Here is a 14,748-nt window from a genome sequence, read left to right as displayed (position 1 = left end):
CGCTACTAATAGCGTAAAAATCCATTTGAACTTCGATCTCATATTAAATTTATTTGAGTTAGTTATTCCGCAAACTTCTTAATAATTTCTTAAATAAACAAATAATACTTCGGAATATTACAATTTATTTTTGTTAAATTTTTTAAGCGGTTTACTAACATTGTGGTTGCAACACACTACTATGATGCAGAATTATGCAAAAGGTTGCGTTAAAATTTGTATTTTTATCAAAATTAATTTTATGTTAAGTTTAAGATTCTCGGACTTCCCTTTAGAATGTGGCACAGATGAAGCCGGAAGAGGTTGTTTGGCTGGACCTGTAACCGCCGCAGCCATTATACTTCCTGATACTTTTGAATTGGATTTATTAAATGATTCAAAACAACTTTCTGAAAAAGTACGAGAAAAATTAAAACCTATTATTGAAGAAAAAGCAATTTCTTTTCAAGTTATGCATCTAGAACCAATAATAATTGACGAAATCAACATCTTGAATGCTTCGATTAAAGCGATGCAAGAGTGCATTATTAAGTTAAATCCTATACCTAATTATATAATAGTAGATGGAAATAGATTTAAACCCATAAACAATATTCCTTACAGCACCATTGTTAAAGGCGACTCTAAATATATGAGTATAGCTGCCGCATCGGTTTTGGCAAAAACCTACCGAGATGAATATATGGATAAAATTCACGAAGAATTCCCGATGTACAATTGGAAGAAGAATAAAGGCTATCCAACTAAAGAACATCGAGAAGCTATTAGAAAATATGGGCCAACCAAGTACCACAGAATGAGCTTCAGGTTATTACCCGAACAGCTTTCCTTTGATTTTTAATTGCGGATTTTGATTTAAGCGTATTCTGATTCAAATAATTTTGCGAAATGATTTAGAATTTTTGTTTTTACTTCTTCTTCATTTACTCTTTCAACACCGAGTTCAACTTGCAATGATGTAACGGCTTTTCCTTTTATTCCGCAAGGTATAATATTGTCAAAAAAACCTAAATCAGCATTTACATTTAAAGCAAAACCATGCATAGTAACCCAACGACTAGCTCTCACACCCATTGCACAAATTTTTCGGGCAAATGGCGTTCCCACATCGAGCCAAACTCCAGTTTCGCCTTCACTTCTTGTTGCCTTTAAATCGTATTCAGCTAAGGTTAGAATTATTACTTCTTCAAGAAACCGAAGGTATTTATGAATGTCTGTAAAAAAATTTTCTAAATCTAGAATCGGATATCCTACAATTTGACCTGGACCGTGATAAGTAATATCTCCTCCTCTATTGATTTTATAAAAAGTAGCTCCTTTATCTTGAAGTTGTTTTTCTGATAAAAGCAAATTAGAAATATCACCACTCTTTCCCAAAGTATAAACGTGCGGATGTTCTACAAACAAAAAATAATTTGGCGTTGGCAAAGAAGTATCTTCTTTTCTGTTTTGAATTTTAACATCAACAATTCCTTTAAAAAGTTCTTCTTGGTAATCCCAAGTTTCTTTGTAATCTTTTTTTCCTAAATCTTGAAGTTGGATTTTTTTATTCATAGGTGTGCACAAATGTGATTTTATAGCAGTCACATAAGATATGCTTCGCTAGTTTGACAACCTTTCGGGTCACTCTTTACAGTTATAATGGTTTGCAATAAACTTTCTTAATTTGTCGTGATTTAATTATTATTCAAAAACAACTTCAAAATTAAGTTTGTCTGGATTTTCCATATAATCTTTAAGCGGATATTCAATGGTTATCGTTTTTCTATCATCGCTATAAAGTGCGTTTTCAATAGAAACTTTTTTAACAGCTTTTGGAAATTGATATACAACTTTAAAACTAGATTGGTCGTAAATCATATTTAAAGATTCTTTCATACTATTTGCAACATCTTCTTCTGAACCTTCATCAGCTTTCTCAGCATCTTCTTTTTTCTTTTCGATTTTAGCAACTGACTTTTTAAATGTTTTGCCATCGTAAAAAAAACTTGTAGAAGAATTATCTTCAAGCGCAGTTGGAGCCATTCCCATTCCGCCCGATTTTTGTCCAGATGGAGAAAGTGATTTCATTGATTCAACCGGCGACATTACATCTTGAAGTTCTGCAATTGAATTAAAATCTGTAAACATACTATAACTCATTATTCCTTTTTCTTCATCAACTATAGTTCTTACACTAAAGCGCTCCATCTTTTTGATTTTGGCTTGTTCTTCTGGAGACAATTTAGAGATACTATCTTGTTTAGTGGCAAAAAGTTCTTTAAAAGTAAAAGTGCTATCAACTACTTTTTTATTTTTTCTGCCTACAGTTTCCTTTTTATTCTTTTTGGTATCTTCATTATCATCACCTTTAAAAGCACTTCCCATCATAGACATCATCTTCGAACCATCAATGTCGTAAGTGAATTTACCTGATCCATTATCGTTGATAATCATTTTTTCGGTTATGCTACAACTTGTAAACATAAAAGCAAAAAGAACTCCTGTAATTAATTTGAAATTTCTCATATCTAATAGATTTATTTTACAAATATATTAAAATAACTTTGTTCTCATTTTAAGAATTTCTAAAAGTTGCTAGCTTTAAAAGTATGCGCTTTCAAACAATTATTTTTAAAATGTGTTGTTTGATACTTTCTAACTAATACTTATCTTTGCAGGCTTAAAAACAATTATATGCAACTTTCGGAACAAGAAATCATTAGAAGAGAAAAACTAGCTGCTTTGCGCGCTCTTGGTATTAATCCTTATCCAGCAGATTTATTTCCTGTAAATCACACCTCAAAGCAGATTAAGGAAAACTTTGAAGAAGGCAAAAAGGTGATAGTTGCAGGCCGACTAATGAGTGTTCGAGATCAAGGAAAAGCTTGTTTTGCTGAACTTCAAGATAGCGAAGGAAGAATCCAGTTATATTTAAATCGTGATATGCTTTGCTTAGGCGAAGACAAAACAATGTACAATCAGGTTTTTAAGAAATTAACCGATTTAGGAGATTTTATTGGTATTGAAGGCGAACTTTTTACGACTAAAGTTGGTGCGCAATGCCTGCGTGTTGACGAATACACTTTTTTAAGTAAAACATTGCGTCCGCTTCCTCTACCAAAAGTTGACGAAGAAGGAAAAGTGCACGATGCATTCAATGATGCCGAACTAAGATATAGAATGCGTTATGTAGATTTAGTAGTAAATCCGCAAGTAAAAGAGGTATTTATGAAAAGAACCAAACTTTTTACTGCAATGCGAACTTTTTTCAACACTGCTGGCTATATGGAAGTTGAAACTCCGGTTTTACAATCGATTCCTGGTGGTGCTGCTGCACGTCCGTTTACTACACATCACAATAGTTTAGACATTCCGTTATATATGAGAATTGCTAATGAATTATATCTTAAAAGATTAATTGTTGGCGGATTTGATGGTGTCTATGAATTTTCTAAAAACTTTAGAAATGAAGGTATGGATAGAACTCATAATCCGGAATTTACCGCTATGGAAATTTATGTAGCCTACAAAGACTACAACTGGATGATGGAGTTTACCGAAAATCTTTTGGAATATTGCGCAAAAGAAGTTAACGGCACAACCGAAAGTAGTTTTGGAGAACATAAAGTAGATTTCAAAGCGCCGTATGCAAGAGTAACAATGACTGATGCCATCAAGCAATTCACCGGTTATGATATAACAGGCAAAAGTGAATCAGAACTTTTTGATGCTGCGAAATCAATGGGCATTGAGGTTGATGAAACTATGGGTAAAGGAAAATTAATTGATGAAATTTTTGGAGCTAAATGTGAAGGAAATTTTATTCAACCAACCTTCATCACAGATTATCCTAAAGAAATGTCACCGTTGTGTAAAGAACATAGAGACAATCCTGAATTGACAGAACGTTTTGAGTTAATGGTTTGTGGAAAAGAAATTGCCAATGCCTACTCTGAATTAAATGATCCTATTGATCAAAGAGAACGTTTTGAAGCACAAATGGCATTATCTGAAAAAGGTGATGACGAGGCTAATGGAATTATAGATGAAGATTTTTTAAGAGCTTTAGAATATGGAATGCCACCAACTTCAGGCTTGGGTATTGGAATGGATCGATTAATTATGTTTTTAACTAATAATCAATCAATTCAAGAAGTTTTGTTCTTTCCACAAATGCGTCCAGAGAAAAAACAATTGGAATTAACAGAAGACGAAAAATTCATCATAAGTTTATTAAAAATAGAAAATAATCAATCGTTAGCACAACTTAAAGAAAAATCGGGTTTAAGCGGAAAAAAATGGGATGGAGCTATGAAAGGCCTAGCAAAACACGGACTAACTAAAGTTGTTGTAGAAGGCGAAAATAAAACAGTTGAATTAAAATAATAATTTTCACAATTTTAGTATTGATTTCTGAATAAAATTATTAAATTCGCTTTTAAATAAATTAATTCTAAGAAGATTATGAAAAAAGTTATAGCAATTATTGCCTTATTTGTAGGTTTTACTATAAATGCTAATGCACAACAAGCCAAAGCTTTATCTGCAACAGCACCTGCAACTGAGAAAAATTTTAAAGAAATCATCATTCAAGATGTACAATTAATTTCAAAAGTTGTTAAAGTTGAAGTAAGTCTTCAAAATGATTTAACCAATTTGCTTTATATGAGAAAAGAAGCAGTTGATAATTCAAAAACTGAAGAAGAAAAGAAAGCTGTATTTGAAAGATATACTTCAAAATTACTAGGCGCTTTTAATGAAGAACAATTAGATGCACTGAAGAATAACAAAGAGTTGTATGTAAGACTAACTCAGTATTCAAGTAAATAAAAAAAAAGCGTTTCAAATGAAACGCTTTTTTTTATAAAATATAATTAAGATTTAAACTCCATCGATAGTTAGCAATCACATTTCCGCCGGTGAGATTTTGGTTTATGGGCAGCATGGCATTGGCTCCAATTGAAAATTTATCTTGACCAACTTCAAATCCGATTTTACCCATAAAAATATCACCCGCAGTATTTCTTACTTTTTGATTGTATTGATAATTGTCTTCAAATACTTCTCCTGCAACTCCTACTTGAGGAACAACTGAAATTTTCGAACCTTGATGCACCCAAAATAATGTTGCTGCATAATTAAACTGATTACCAAAACGGTACTTTTTCTGATTTTCAGTTTTAATTACATAATTTAGCATTGCATTTAATCCAAATTTTTTTCTTTTAATGACATACTCTGTTGCTAGAAGATAATCCCACGCACCGGTACCAACTTGATAACTCGGATTGACACTGCCGTTATTTGTAGCATCAAATTTTCCTACTGGAATTTTTATGCCACCGCCAATTTGAAAATTGTGATTAAAAAAAGTACTATCTTTTTTGGTTTGAAATAATTGGTACATTCCTAAAACAGTAACATCACCTAAACCGCTGATTTTCTGGCTTCCAGTAGCGATTTCTCTGTTATGAAAATGATACGGAATTAATGCTGATACTTGAATATTTTTGGTTACCGGAATCCTAGACCAGATTTGAATGGTATTAAAATGCTCTTCATACCACGGCGAATTACTGTACAAGCCATTACTACTTTTATAATTTTGATTAAAATATCGAACACCTATAAAATTCGTATTTAACATCGATGAAAAACCCATACTTCCGCCACTTGCGGAACATCCACAAGCATCGCAATCGTAATCCTCTTTTAGAAATTTATCAAATTTAGAATAACTAAAACGATTTGGAATCGTGTCTTTAGTTACCGCAAATCCGAACTGGAAAAACAACAGTAATAAAACATATTTTTTCATAAAATAAATTGTTTGTTTAGACCTAATTAAAGTGTCTTTTTTCTATAATTAATGCAGCTATAGCCACCAATTGCAATTGATAAATTTTAAAAGTTTAAAATTCTGAAAATTTAGGATTTGTTAAAAATTCATTATCAGTTAACGTCTTTAAAAAAGCTATTAATTTGGACTTATCGCTAGCTGATAAAGAAATTCCTAAAACTCCCGAAGAATTTAATCTAGAATCCAAAGTTTCAGAATTCACAACACCCGAAGAATAATGATCTAAAACTGCTTCTAAAGTGAAAAATCGTCCGTCGTGCATGTATGGTGCTGTTTTTTCAATATTTCGTAAACTTGGCACTTTGAATTTATACCTATCTTGCGGTAATTCTGTAACACGAAATCTTCCTAAATCATTGATTGCGGGATTTATTGGCAAACCATTATTTCGATAGGAATTATCAGTAAAAATATCGGTTGCATGACACGACGCACATTTTTGATTAAAGATGGCGTACCCTTCAAGCTCAGTCGTTGTTAAATTTCCTCCTACTTCATTTCTTCTATATTTATCAAATTTAGAATTAGAAGAAACTAATAATATTTGAAACTGCGCCAACGCTTTAAGCATGTTTTCAGAATTAATTTCACCATTAGAAAAAACCTGCTGAAATAACTTTTTGTAAGTAGCATCATTTTTCATCATGTTGATGGCATTCTCAAAGTTCCCATGCATTTCAATTTCGCTTGTAAACGGAATAATGGGTTGCAAATCTAGATGGGTTGTTGCGCCATCCCACATAAAAGCAGTTTGAAACACCATATTTTGAATTGGAGAAGCATTTCGAGTACCAATAGCATCGCCTACGCCGTGGCTAAAGGTGTGACCATGATGAGTAAAAGCATCTTCTTGAATGTGACAAAAAGCACAAGAAACAATTCCATCAGAAGCCAATCGACCATCATAAAACAACTTTTTGCCCAATTCAAAACCCTTTTCCGTCAGCGGATTGTTTGCGAAATCATAATTCGCAGGTGGAAAATTGCTTGGAACCTTAAAATCAATAGGAATATTTTGATACTCCTCAGATTCATCCGAAGAACAACTCCAAAAGAGAGGCAAAAGAAATAGCACTAAAAATTTAATTTTCATCTGTACAAAAATTTTAAAAAGCTGTTAGTCCGAATAAACCAACAGCTTTCTGTATTATTTAATCGTTGTGAACGTGATGAACTTCAAACATATTAGCCAAGTTAGCCGTTGCTAAAGCCAATTTAGAACCACCCATAATTGTTGCACCTTGTGATAAATTAAATTTATTTGTACCGTCTAATATATGCTTTAAATCAGCCATAATATGCACTTGAGGCGTAATAGTTGTTCTTACCAAAGCATTGTCTGGAAAATCAACTGAAATGGTGGTGTAATTATAATCTGTACCTGTTTGACCTGTGTGAAGTTTAAAATTAGTATCCGTTGTTACTGTTGAAGATGTGAAAGTACCTTCGAAGGCAACAAATTTATAACCAGCGCTCCAAGGCCACATCATACCAGCATTTTGCGCAGTAGTAAGGAAATTACCTTGACCTGTCGCTCCTAAATCAAATTGAGATTTATCTACTCCAATTCCGTATGAAATGCTCTTATAATTTCCTGCAGGAATGTTAGGCAAAGTCAGTATAGTTGATGCTGGCGTTAATTCGTCGATAATAAAATAACTATCTGCTTTTGGCACCACATAAGTAGTTCCGTCCACTTTGGTTAATACGATATTACTGATGATATATTTAACTAAATTGACTTTTATCGTTTCACCGTTGGAATTTGTATAGGCTGTATTTGCGGCAAAATCAGCTGAACCATATACGTTATCAAATTCTATTTTTAAATTCCCTTGACCTGTTACAGCATCATTTGTATCATCATCATTTGAACAAGAACCGAATGCTAAAGCCATAGCCATAACAGCTATACTATTTTTTAATTGAAATTTCATTTTGTATTTTTTATTTATTAAAATTTATGGAATAGTAAGCTTGAGAAGAACTTTCTTCAAACTTTTGTGGACTCAAGAATCCAATCGATTCAACTTTTTAGAATCGACTCTATAATAAAAATTAACAAATAATTGTGGGCGGATGAAAAACAGCGCTGTCTACCAAATGAAAGTATAAATTGGTATAAATATCATTGACAGATTTGTTTTTTGAAAAGAAATTTCTTTGTACAAATAAGGGCTCAATTGCATGGAAAAACAAAACTTCAATTTCTTGTTTAGCGTTGTCTTTTTTATCTGAATTTATTGGTTTTTCTTCATCAGATGCTTTGGCTAAGTTTTTCATCAACTGACACTTTCCGTTACATTTAAGCTCTGGTTTGGCCTTATTTTCACAAAGAACATTAGCTATATAATCATAATTTAAAACATAATCCACAACCGGAAATACTGGCTTGAGGAACAGCAATAAAGCAATTAGGATTATACATTTATTCATTTTGCAAAATTACAACACAAATTTCATAACTTGAAGATAAACTTATTTATTTTTTTGAATAAACCTTTTTACAAATTGGATGTCTTATCATCATAACAATTAAAAAATAACAATATGAAAAAAGTATTTTTAGCGGCTTTATTGCTTGCAAGTTTAGCAACATTTGCTCAAGGACGAAGAGGAGAAAAAAAAGAAAAATTATCAGCTGATGATCGAGTTGAATTACAAGTCAAAAAACTAACAAATGAATTATCCTTAAATGAAAATCAGGTAAAAGAGGTACAAGCTTTAATGAAAAAGGAAGTAGCAAAAAGAGAAGCAAAAAAAGAAGAACGTAAGGCACTAAAAGCAGAACGTGAGCAACAAGCAAGACCATCTAAAGAAGAAGTTGAGGCGAGAAAAGCAGAAATGATTAAAAATCGTGATGCAATGAAAGCCGAAATGAAAAAAATTCTTACGGCCGAACAATATTCAAAATGGGAACAAAAGCAAGAAGAGCGCAAAGAAAAGGTAATCGAAAGACTAAAAGAAAATAAGAAAAAAGTTCAAAAAACAGAAAGTAACTAAAATAAAATTTTGCATTCTCATTTTTATCTCTTATTTTTGATTTTAAATTTATATAAAAATGAAAAAAATACTTTTAGTTTTCGCTTTCTTTTGTTTTTTTACGATTAATGCAAGTGCTCAAGAAAAAAGACTTACCTCACAAGAAGCTGCAAAGAAAGATGCTATTGAACTAGCGGAATTGGTAGGATTAAAAGATAATCAAATTGAAGATTTTTATAGACTTTTTGAAGTAAAATATACCACTTTAGAAAATAGATCTTTATCTGCTGAGAAAAAAGCCGAGTTAGAACAAGTGATGGATGCCAAAATCAGAGCGACTTTAAATGAAAAACAAATGTCAATTTTGGAAGCAAATAAAGCATTGTTTGAAAAATTGAAAAAATAAATTAAGAAAAAAAGCTTCACATATTGTGAAGCTTTTTTTTATAGTGTCTTTGCTACTTTTTCAACCGCATTGATCGTGAAATCTAAATCTTCGTAAGTCAATGCATCTGTGATAAACCAAGTTTCATAAGCTGATGGTGCAATATAAATTCCCTCATTTAACAATCCGTGGAAGAACTTTTTAAATGTTTCATTATCACCTTTTTTAGCCGACTGAAAATCAATAACCGCTTCTTTATCAAAATGAACTGAAATCATTGAGCCAACTCTATTAATCGTGAAATCTACTCCACTTTCGGTAAGCACTTTTGCAATTCCGTTATGTAAATAAGCTGTTTTCTCTTCTAATCTTGTAAAAACTTCAGCATCTTTATTTAAAGACTCTAGCATTGTCAAACCTGCAGCCATTGCCAAAGGATTTCCTGATAGCGTACCAGCTTGATAAACAGGTCCGATTGGCGCTAAATAGTTCATAATTTCATTTCTTGCTGCAAAAGCACCAACTGGCAATCCGCCACCAATTACTTTTCCAAAACAAACTATATCAGATTGCACATTTAATAGTTCTTGTGCGCCACCTTTAGCTAATCTAAATCCGGTCATTACTTCATCGAAAATCAGTAATGCGTTATTTTCTTCGCAAACCGCTTTTAATCCTTCTAAAAATCCTTTTAAAGGCGGAATACAACCCATATTACCAGCAACTGGTTCAACAATAACTGCAGCAATTTCGTTTTTATTAGCTTCAAACAAAGCTTTGATACTTTCAAGATCGTTGTAGTTTGCCAACAAAGTATCTTTTGCTGTTCCTTGAGTTACGCCTGGCGAATTTGGCACTCCAAACGTACTTAAACCACTACCTGCTTGAATTAAAAAAGAGTCTGAATGTCCGTGATAACAACCCGCAAACTTGATAATTTTATCTTTTCCTGTATAACCACGAGCTAAACGAATAGCACTCATGCAAGCCTCAGTACCAGAGTTAACAAAACGAATTTTATCAATATTTGGAACCATAGAAACGGCTAATTCAGCTATTTTCGTTTCTAATTCTGTTGGCATCCCAAACGACGTACCTAACTTTGCGCGTTCTGTAATAGCATCAATCACCGGTTGATACGCGTGACCTAAAATCATTGGACCCCAAGAATTAATATAATCAATTAACTTGTTTCCGTCTTCATCATAAAGGTAAGCACCTTTTGCACTTTTTACAAAAATTGGTGTTCCACCTACTCCTTTAAAAGCTCGAACTGGCGAATTTACTCCACCAGGAATTATTTTTTCTGCTTCAGCAAATAACTGACTGCTTCTTTTATATAGCATTTTTATTATTTTTAGATATCTTATTTTATAATTAACTTTTGACCTATTGAAATACCGTTATCAGAAATATTGTTTTTCTTTTTCAAGTCATCCAATGAAATATTGTATCGCTTTGATATTGAATATAATGTATCACCTTTTGAAACTTGATGTACGGCGTCATTATTTACAACATTATCTTTAGATTTATTCACAAAAGAAACATAGTCAACGCCCAATACTTCAGCATCATATTTATGCAATTCATAACGCTCTATTAATCCGATTAACTTTGTGGGATAATTTGGATCTGTCGCATATCCTGCATTTTTCAATCCTTTACTCCAACCTACATAATCACTCTTTTCAAGTTTAAAGAGATTAGAATATCGCTCTCTCGTTACTAAAAACAATGAATGATCACGATACGACTCATCGGGATTATTATATTTTCTAAAGCATTCTTGAGCGCTATCATCGTCGTACTTTACACTTGGACCAGTCCATTCTTTATGACATTTAATCCCGAAATGATTATTAGCTTGCGCACTTAATGGACCTGTTCCTGCACCAGATTCTAGAATTCCTTGTCCGAGTGTAATACTGGCAGGAATGCCATATTGCTTCATATCTTTTTTAGCAATATCCTTATACTTGTCAATATATTCTAAAACCAAAGCCGTTGTAACCTTAACTCTAGTTGTTGCTTCCAGAATCTGCGTTGATTCATCGTTTTTCACATTTGAATCTTTACTTTTTTCAGAATCTATTTTTACAACCGGATTATTTGGCTTTGTTATTGGCTTCTTTACAGTTCTAACAACAGGTTTTGTCGGAGCCGAACTTTTTGTAGTTCTAACAACCGATTTGTTAGAGCCACAAGCAATAAAGAAACCAATAAAACACAATAAAATTATCTTTTTAATCATCGAAATTAATAGTTTGCATTTTTTTACTATTCAACTTTATGTTCATTCCTTGAATTCCTTGTAATCCGCCAGTGTGAATTAATAGTATTTTAGAATTTTCAGGAAAATAGTTTTTGTATATTAAATCTATAACGCCAAAAACCATTTTTCCGGTATAAATAGGATCTAAGGGAATGGCATTTTTTTGATAAAAATCATTAATAAAATCTATCAATTCAGCAGTAACCTTTCCGTATCCTCCAAAATGGTAGTCTGAAATTAATTCCCAATTTTCATTTTTGGCAAATTTACAAATATCTTTTTTTATAAAATCACCTTTTAACGCTGGAAACCCTAAAATTTTTTGATTCTTAAACGAATTATTTATTAACCCAGAAATTGTTCCTCCGGTGCCGATGGAACAACAAACAAAATTGTAAAAATCATCGTCTTGGTTCAAAATTTCCTCACATCCTTTAATCGCTAAATCATTGGTTCCACCTTCAGGAATTATATACGAATTTTCGAACTCTTTTTTAAGATTATCTAAAAACCGTTCCGTTTCTTTCAACCGATATTGCTCTCTTGATACAAAAACAAATTTCATACCATTATCTTGGCAAAATTGTAGAGTAGGATTTTCAGAAATTTTCGATTCTAATTCCTCTCCACGAATGATACCTACGGTTTTAAATCCGTTTTGTTTTCCTGCAAAAGCAACAGCTGCAATATGGTTAGAATAGGCACCACCAAATGTTACCAAAGAAGTTTTGTTAAGCTTTTTCGCCTCAAGTAGATTGTATTTTAGTTTTCTAAATTTATTTCCAGAAACGAACGGATGAATTAAATCTTCTCGTTTAATAAAAAGTTTAACAGTAGTAGCATTTAGATGTATTTCTTGTGTAAGGACTTGCAAGATTTTTTTTTACAAAGTTACTAATGTTATCGCTTTAAAAACAAAAAGGCATCCCAAATATAAGGGATACCTTTTATAATGTATTTAAATTTTTTACTTAAGTCTTTCAACAATAATTTTTTGACCCAAGCTTTGACCATCTTTAGACTCAATTTTTACAACATAAACACCTTCACTTAATGAGGCTGTTGAAAATTCATAAGATTTTGCAGACCCAAGATTAGCTTTATTAAAAATTAATTTTCCTGTAATGTCATATAACACAACAGATTTTAATTCTAAATCATTAGGATTAGCGACAGAAAGTAACTGATTAGAATTATTTTGAACTACTGCAAGATTCTTAATATTATTATTAATTGTCGATAATAATTGATCTGTAAAAGTTATTTCAAATCTATCATTATGCGTTCCTGGCGCAAGAACAACTTCATAGAAATTATTCTTAATATCGTGATAAAGACCCGTCAAATTATCATATAAAAAGACGTTTTGAACATCAAAATTAACGAACTCATTAACTTTTAATGTATAAGTCATTACTCCTGAATTTGCATTTTTAAAACCAATAGAAAAACGTTTATAAATATCAAAACTAGTAACTGAATGAATATAAGGCTCGTTATTCAAATAAAGGTACATATCGGTTGAAATATTTTCAGTTGGTTCAGGAAACTTTGAATCTGCTAAATCAACACCATCAATAGCATTCGGTAAAAATCCGATGGCAATTTGTCGAACTGCTTGATTATTTAATGAAGTATTAACTATAAAATGTGGCGTTGGAGCTTTACTTATTTGAGTATAATCAACACCTGCAACATTAGGTATGTCGCTATAGTTTCCATAATTTACTGTTTGATTTGAATCAGCACTTCTTTCAAATTGAGAGTTATTTCCAACACCTTCTTTTATGAAAACTCTATAAACATTTCGCATTTGCAAGGTTCCATTTGCCGTTCCTCTTACCATAAAACCTTGACCGATTGGTGAAAATCTTCTTTCATACATTGTATTTGGATTACTAAAAACTGAACCTTGATTACCTGCAATATCATAGGTATAAAATGTTGCTGGAGTATATATACTTGTTGTGCCATTATAAGTACCATATCCGCCTCGGTATTGCGCTATATTATGCGAATTGACCGTTTTATCGTGTTCCCAAAAAAGAGCAGTACCATCACAATTAGGATTTCCAGGAATATCATCTGATGTGCCTGAAATTAAATCTGGACCAGGACCGCCAACTAAAAACAAATTCAAATCAATTGCTGATGGATAAGGATTACCCGTTAATGTCGAAGCACCTGTTGCTACACCAATGGTAATTGTTCCATCATTTGGTTTTCCTCTAAAATCGTATCGTTGCGCACTACCAATATTGTTGGCAACCGCTTCATTTGGGTTTGTAGTATCGGTTCCGCTAACGCCTTTCATCGTAAAACCTTGTCCTGCAGCAATATTTGACAATGCTGCAGATTGAATCCATTGAAAATATCCGTTTGAAGATAAAAATCTCCAAATCCAGTAAGATGCGATTGTAACAGTGCCGGTACCAGAAACACCATTGTAACTTGTGGAAGTTGTAGATACTGGTGTGCTTGCTGTTGATGTCGTTGGAACGTTTAACATTGTTATCCCAAAATCCTCATTTCCTATGGCTGTTGAAGCATTTCCTACTGGCGAACACCAATAGTTATATGCGTAATTATTAACTGTACCTTCTTGAAAAACAGATAATTTGCCAGTTCCAGTATTTGCCGAACCTACAGTTGTGCCTTGCAGAAATTGACCTTCATTGCGAACGTAAAAATTACTGTTTGCTCCGTTGAGTTCTAAATTACCTTTTGAATAAACTAAAGAACCTCTATTGAAAACATAACTATTATTGCTAACATAAATTTGACCAAGCATAGTACTACTCATCAATGTAAATAGAATACTAAAAATCGTAAAGTTCTTCATAATCATACATTTAATTCATAAAATTATAAAAAAAAATGTAACAAAAATACAAATTGATAAAAAAAAATTAAGAAAGATGGTTTAACGAATTATTTTGTCTTTCATCGATTTTAATTGGTAGAGCGAAAATCATTGCCTGAATTTAAATTTTTGGAATAAAAATTACTAAATACGCCACAACAGAGTCTTTTAACAATTAAATTTCAATTTTAAACTATCTAAAGCTATAGCCTTTTTATGTTAAAAAAATAAAACCTTAATGACACAAAAAAAACATAACAATCAAAATATTAGCACACAACTTGTAAGATTTATATTGCTAAAATAAAAAAAAGAGATAGCTACAATCATTGAAATATCTAAAATTAAACATTATAATATACATTTTAACATAATTAATAATAATGTAATATCATTTTTAA

The 14,748-nt window shown here is 32.0% G+C and carries 15 protein-coding genes; 5 read left to right on the top strand and 10 right to left on the bottom strand.

Annotation, left to right across the window (positions count from 1 at the left end; translation table 11 throughout):
• Positions 1–241: 241 nt before the first annotated feature.
• Positions 242–841 (top strand): ribonuclease HII, encoded by a 600-nt coding sequence (locus Q0050_RS09340; protein WP_298394644.1) that lies wholly within the window; start codon positions 242–244, stop codon positions 839–841.
• Between the two features lie 14 nt (positions 842–855).
• Here the strand turns inward: Q0050_RS09340 and lipB are convergent, their stop codons facing one another.
• Both lipB and Q0050_RS09330 read right to left on the bottom strand, forming a co-directional pair.
• Entirely contained in the window at positions 856–1,554 is a 699-nt protein-coding gene (gene lipB, locus Q0050_RS09335) for a lipoyl(octanoyl) transferase LipB (RefSeq protein ID WP_298394641.1), read from the bottom strand.
• A gap of 129 nt (positions 1,555–1,683) precedes the next feature.
• Positions 1,684–2,508, bottom strand: coding sequence for a hypothetical protein (locus tag Q0050_RS09330; RefSeq protein WP_298394638.1), 825 nt, complete (start codon positions 2,506–2,508; stop codon positions 1,684–1,686).
• Between the two features lie 168 nt (positions 2,509–2,676).
• Between Q0050_RS09330 and lysS the strand changes: the two genes are divergently transcribed.
• Together lysS and Q0050_RS09320 are read left to right on the top strand one after the other, a co-directional pair.
• Positions 2,677–4,368, top strand: coding sequence for a lysine--tRNA ligase (lysS, locus tag Q0050_RS09325; RefSeq protein ID WP_298394635.1), 1,692 nt, complete (start codon positions 2,677–2,679; stop codon positions 4,366–4,368).
• A 78-nt stretch (positions 4,369–4,446) separates the two neighbouring features.
• Positions 4,447–4,812: a hypothetical protein gene (locus tag Q0050_RS09320; protein ID WP_298394632.1), complete on the top strand. Its 366-nt coding sequence runs from the start codon at positions 4,447–4,449 to the stop codon at positions 4,810–4,812.
• A gap of 31 nt (positions 4,813–4,843) precedes the next feature.
• On the opposite strand, the gene Q0050_RS09315 is transcribed toward Q0050_RS09320, so the two are convergent.
• The 4 genes from Q0050_RS09315 to Q0050_RS09300 form a co-directional block, all read right to left on the bottom strand.
• Positions 4,844–5,800, bottom strand: a complete 957-nt coding sequence (locus Q0050_RS09315; protein ID WP_298394630.1) for a transporter — start codon at positions 5,798–5,800, stop codon at positions 4,844–4,846.
• 94 nt (positions 5,801–5,894) lie between these two features.
• Positions 5,895–6,935 carry a cytochrome c peroxidase gene (locus tag Q0050_RS09310; protein WP_298394627.1) on the bottom strand — a complete coding sequence of 347 codons (1,041 nt, stop codon included), beginning with the start codon at positions 6,933–6,935 and terminating at the stop codon, positions 5,895–5,897.
• Positions 6,936–6,993: 58 nt separating this feature from the next.
• Positions 6,994–7,779 carry an MbnP family protein gene (locus tag Q0050_RS09305; RefSeq protein ID WP_298394624.1) on the bottom strand — a complete coding sequence of 262 codons (786 nt, stop codon included), beginning with the start codon at positions 7,777–7,779 and terminating at the stop codon, positions 6,994–6,996.
• A gap of 121 nt (positions 7,780–7,900) precedes the next feature.
• Positions 7,901–8,278, bottom strand: coding sequence for a hypothetical protein (locus tag Q0050_RS09300; protein ID WP_298394621.1), 378 nt, complete (start codon positions 8,276–8,278; stop codon positions 7,901–7,903).
• 114 nt (positions 8,279–8,392) lie between these two features.
• Here Q0050_RS09300 and Q0050_RS09295 point away from each other — a divergent pair, with 114 nt between their 5' ends.
• Positions 8,393–8,845 carry a Spy/CpxP family protein refolding chaperone gene (locus Q0050_RS09295; protein WP_298394619.1) on the top strand — a complete coding sequence of 151 codons (453 nt, stop codon included), beginning with the start codon at positions 8,393–8,395 and terminating at the stop codon, positions 8,843–8,845.
• A gap of 58 nt (positions 8,846–8,903) precedes the next feature.
• A complete protein-coding gene (locus Q0050_RS09290; RefSeq protein ID WP_298394616.1) occupies positions 8,904–9,230 on the top strand; it encodes a hypothetical protein in 327 nt (108 codons plus the stop codon).
• Positions 9,231–9,268: 38 nt separating this feature from the next.
• On the opposite strand, the gene hemL is transcribed toward Q0050_RS09290, so the two are convergent.
• The 4 genes from hemL to Q0050_RS09270 all read right to left on the bottom strand — a co-directional run bounded on the left by hemL (position 9,269) and on the right by Q0050_RS09270 (position 14,326).
• Positions 9,269–10,555 (bottom strand): glutamate-1-semialdehyde 2,1-aminomutase, encoded by a 1,287-nt coding sequence (gene hemL, locus Q0050_RS09285; RefSeq protein ID WP_298394613.1) that lies wholly within the window; start codon positions 10,553–10,555, stop codon positions 9,269–9,271.
• Positions 10,556–10,575: 20 nt separating this feature from the next.
• Positions 10,576–11,463, bottom strand: coding sequence for a glucosaminidase domain-containing protein (locus tag Q0050_RS09280; protein ID WP_298394610.1), 888 nt, complete (start codon positions 11,461–11,463; stop codon positions 10,576–10,578).
• A complete protein-coding gene (locus Q0050_RS09275) occupies positions 11,456–12,358 on the bottom strand; it encodes a 1-aminocyclopropane-1-carboxylate deaminase/D-cysteine desulfhydrase (RefSeq protein WP_298394607.1) in 903 nt (300 codons plus the stop codon). The genes Q0050_RS09280 and Q0050_RS09275 overlap by 8 nt, the downstream gene beginning before the upstream one ends.
• A gap of 93 nt (positions 12,359–12,451) precedes the next feature.
• A complete protein-coding gene (locus Q0050_RS09270; protein ID WP_298394604.1) occupies positions 12,452–14,326 on the bottom strand; it encodes a T9SS type A sorting domain-containing protein in 1,875 nt (624 codons plus the stop codon).
• Positions 14,327–14,748 lie beyond the last annotated feature (422 nt).

It is taken from the genome of Flavobacterium sp. (assembly GCF_027483985.1).
GTDB lineage: Bacteria > Bacteroidota > Bacteroidia > Flavobacteriales > Flavobacteriaceae > Flavobacterium.
This window is presented reverse-complemented; position numbering and strand designations above follow the sequence as displayed.

Bases quoted from the DNA above. Each gene is read 5' to 3' on its own strand.
- Q0050_RS09340 (WP_298394644.1), top strand. From the start codon at position 242: ATGTTAAGTTTAAGATTCTCGGACTTCCCTTTAGAATGTGGCACAGAT.
- lipB (WP_298394641.1), bottom strand. From the start codon at position 1,554: ATGAATAAAAAAATCCAACTTCAAGATTTAGGAAAAAAAGATTACAAA.
- Q0050_RS09330 (WP_298394638.1), bottom strand. From the start codon at position 2,508: ATGAGAAATTTCAAATTAATTACAGGAGTTCTTTTTGCTTTTATGTTT.
- lysS (WP_298394635.1), top strand. From the start codon at position 2,677: ATGCAACTTTCGGAACAAGAAATCATTAGAAGAGAAAAACTAGCTGCT.
- Q0050_RS09320 (WP_298394632.1), top strand. From the start codon at position 4,447: ATGAAAAAAGTTATAGCAATTATTGCCTTATTTGTAGGTTTTACTATA.
- Q0050_RS09315 (WP_298394630.1), bottom strand. From the start codon at position 5,800: ATGAAAAAATATGTTTTATTACTGTTGTTTTTCCAGTTCGGATTTGCG.
- Q0050_RS09310 (WP_298394627.1), bottom strand. From the start codon at position 6,935: ATGAAAATTAAATTTTTAGTGCTATTTCTTTTGCCTCTCTTTTGGAGT.
- Q0050_RS09305 (WP_298394624.1), bottom strand. From the start codon at position 7,779: ATGAAATTTCAATTAAAAAATAGTATAGCTGTTATGGCTATGGCTTTA.
- Q0050_RS09300 (WP_298394621.1), bottom strand. From the start codon at position 8,278: ATGAATAAATGTATAATCCTAATTGCTTTATTGCTGTTCCTCAAGCCA.
- Q0050_RS09295 (WP_298394619.1), top strand. From the start codon at position 8,393: ATGAAAAAAGTATTTTTAGCGGCTTTATTGCTTGCAAGTTTAGCAACA.
- Q0050_RS09290 (WP_298394616.1), top strand. From the start codon at position 8,904: ATGAAAAAAATACTTTTAGTTTTCGCTTTCTTTTGTTTTTTTACGATT.
- hemL (WP_298394613.1), bottom strand. From the start codon at position 10,555: ATGCTATATAAAAGAAGCAGTCAGTTATTTGCTGAAGCAGAAAAAATA.
- Q0050_RS09280 (WP_298394610.1), bottom strand. From the start codon at position 11,463: ATGATTAAAAAGATAATTTTATTGTGTTTTATTGGTTTCTTTATTGCT.
- Q0050_RS09270 (WP_298394604.1), bottom strand. From the start codon at position 14,326: ATGAAGAACTTTACGATTTTTAGTATTCTATTTACATTGATGAGTAGT.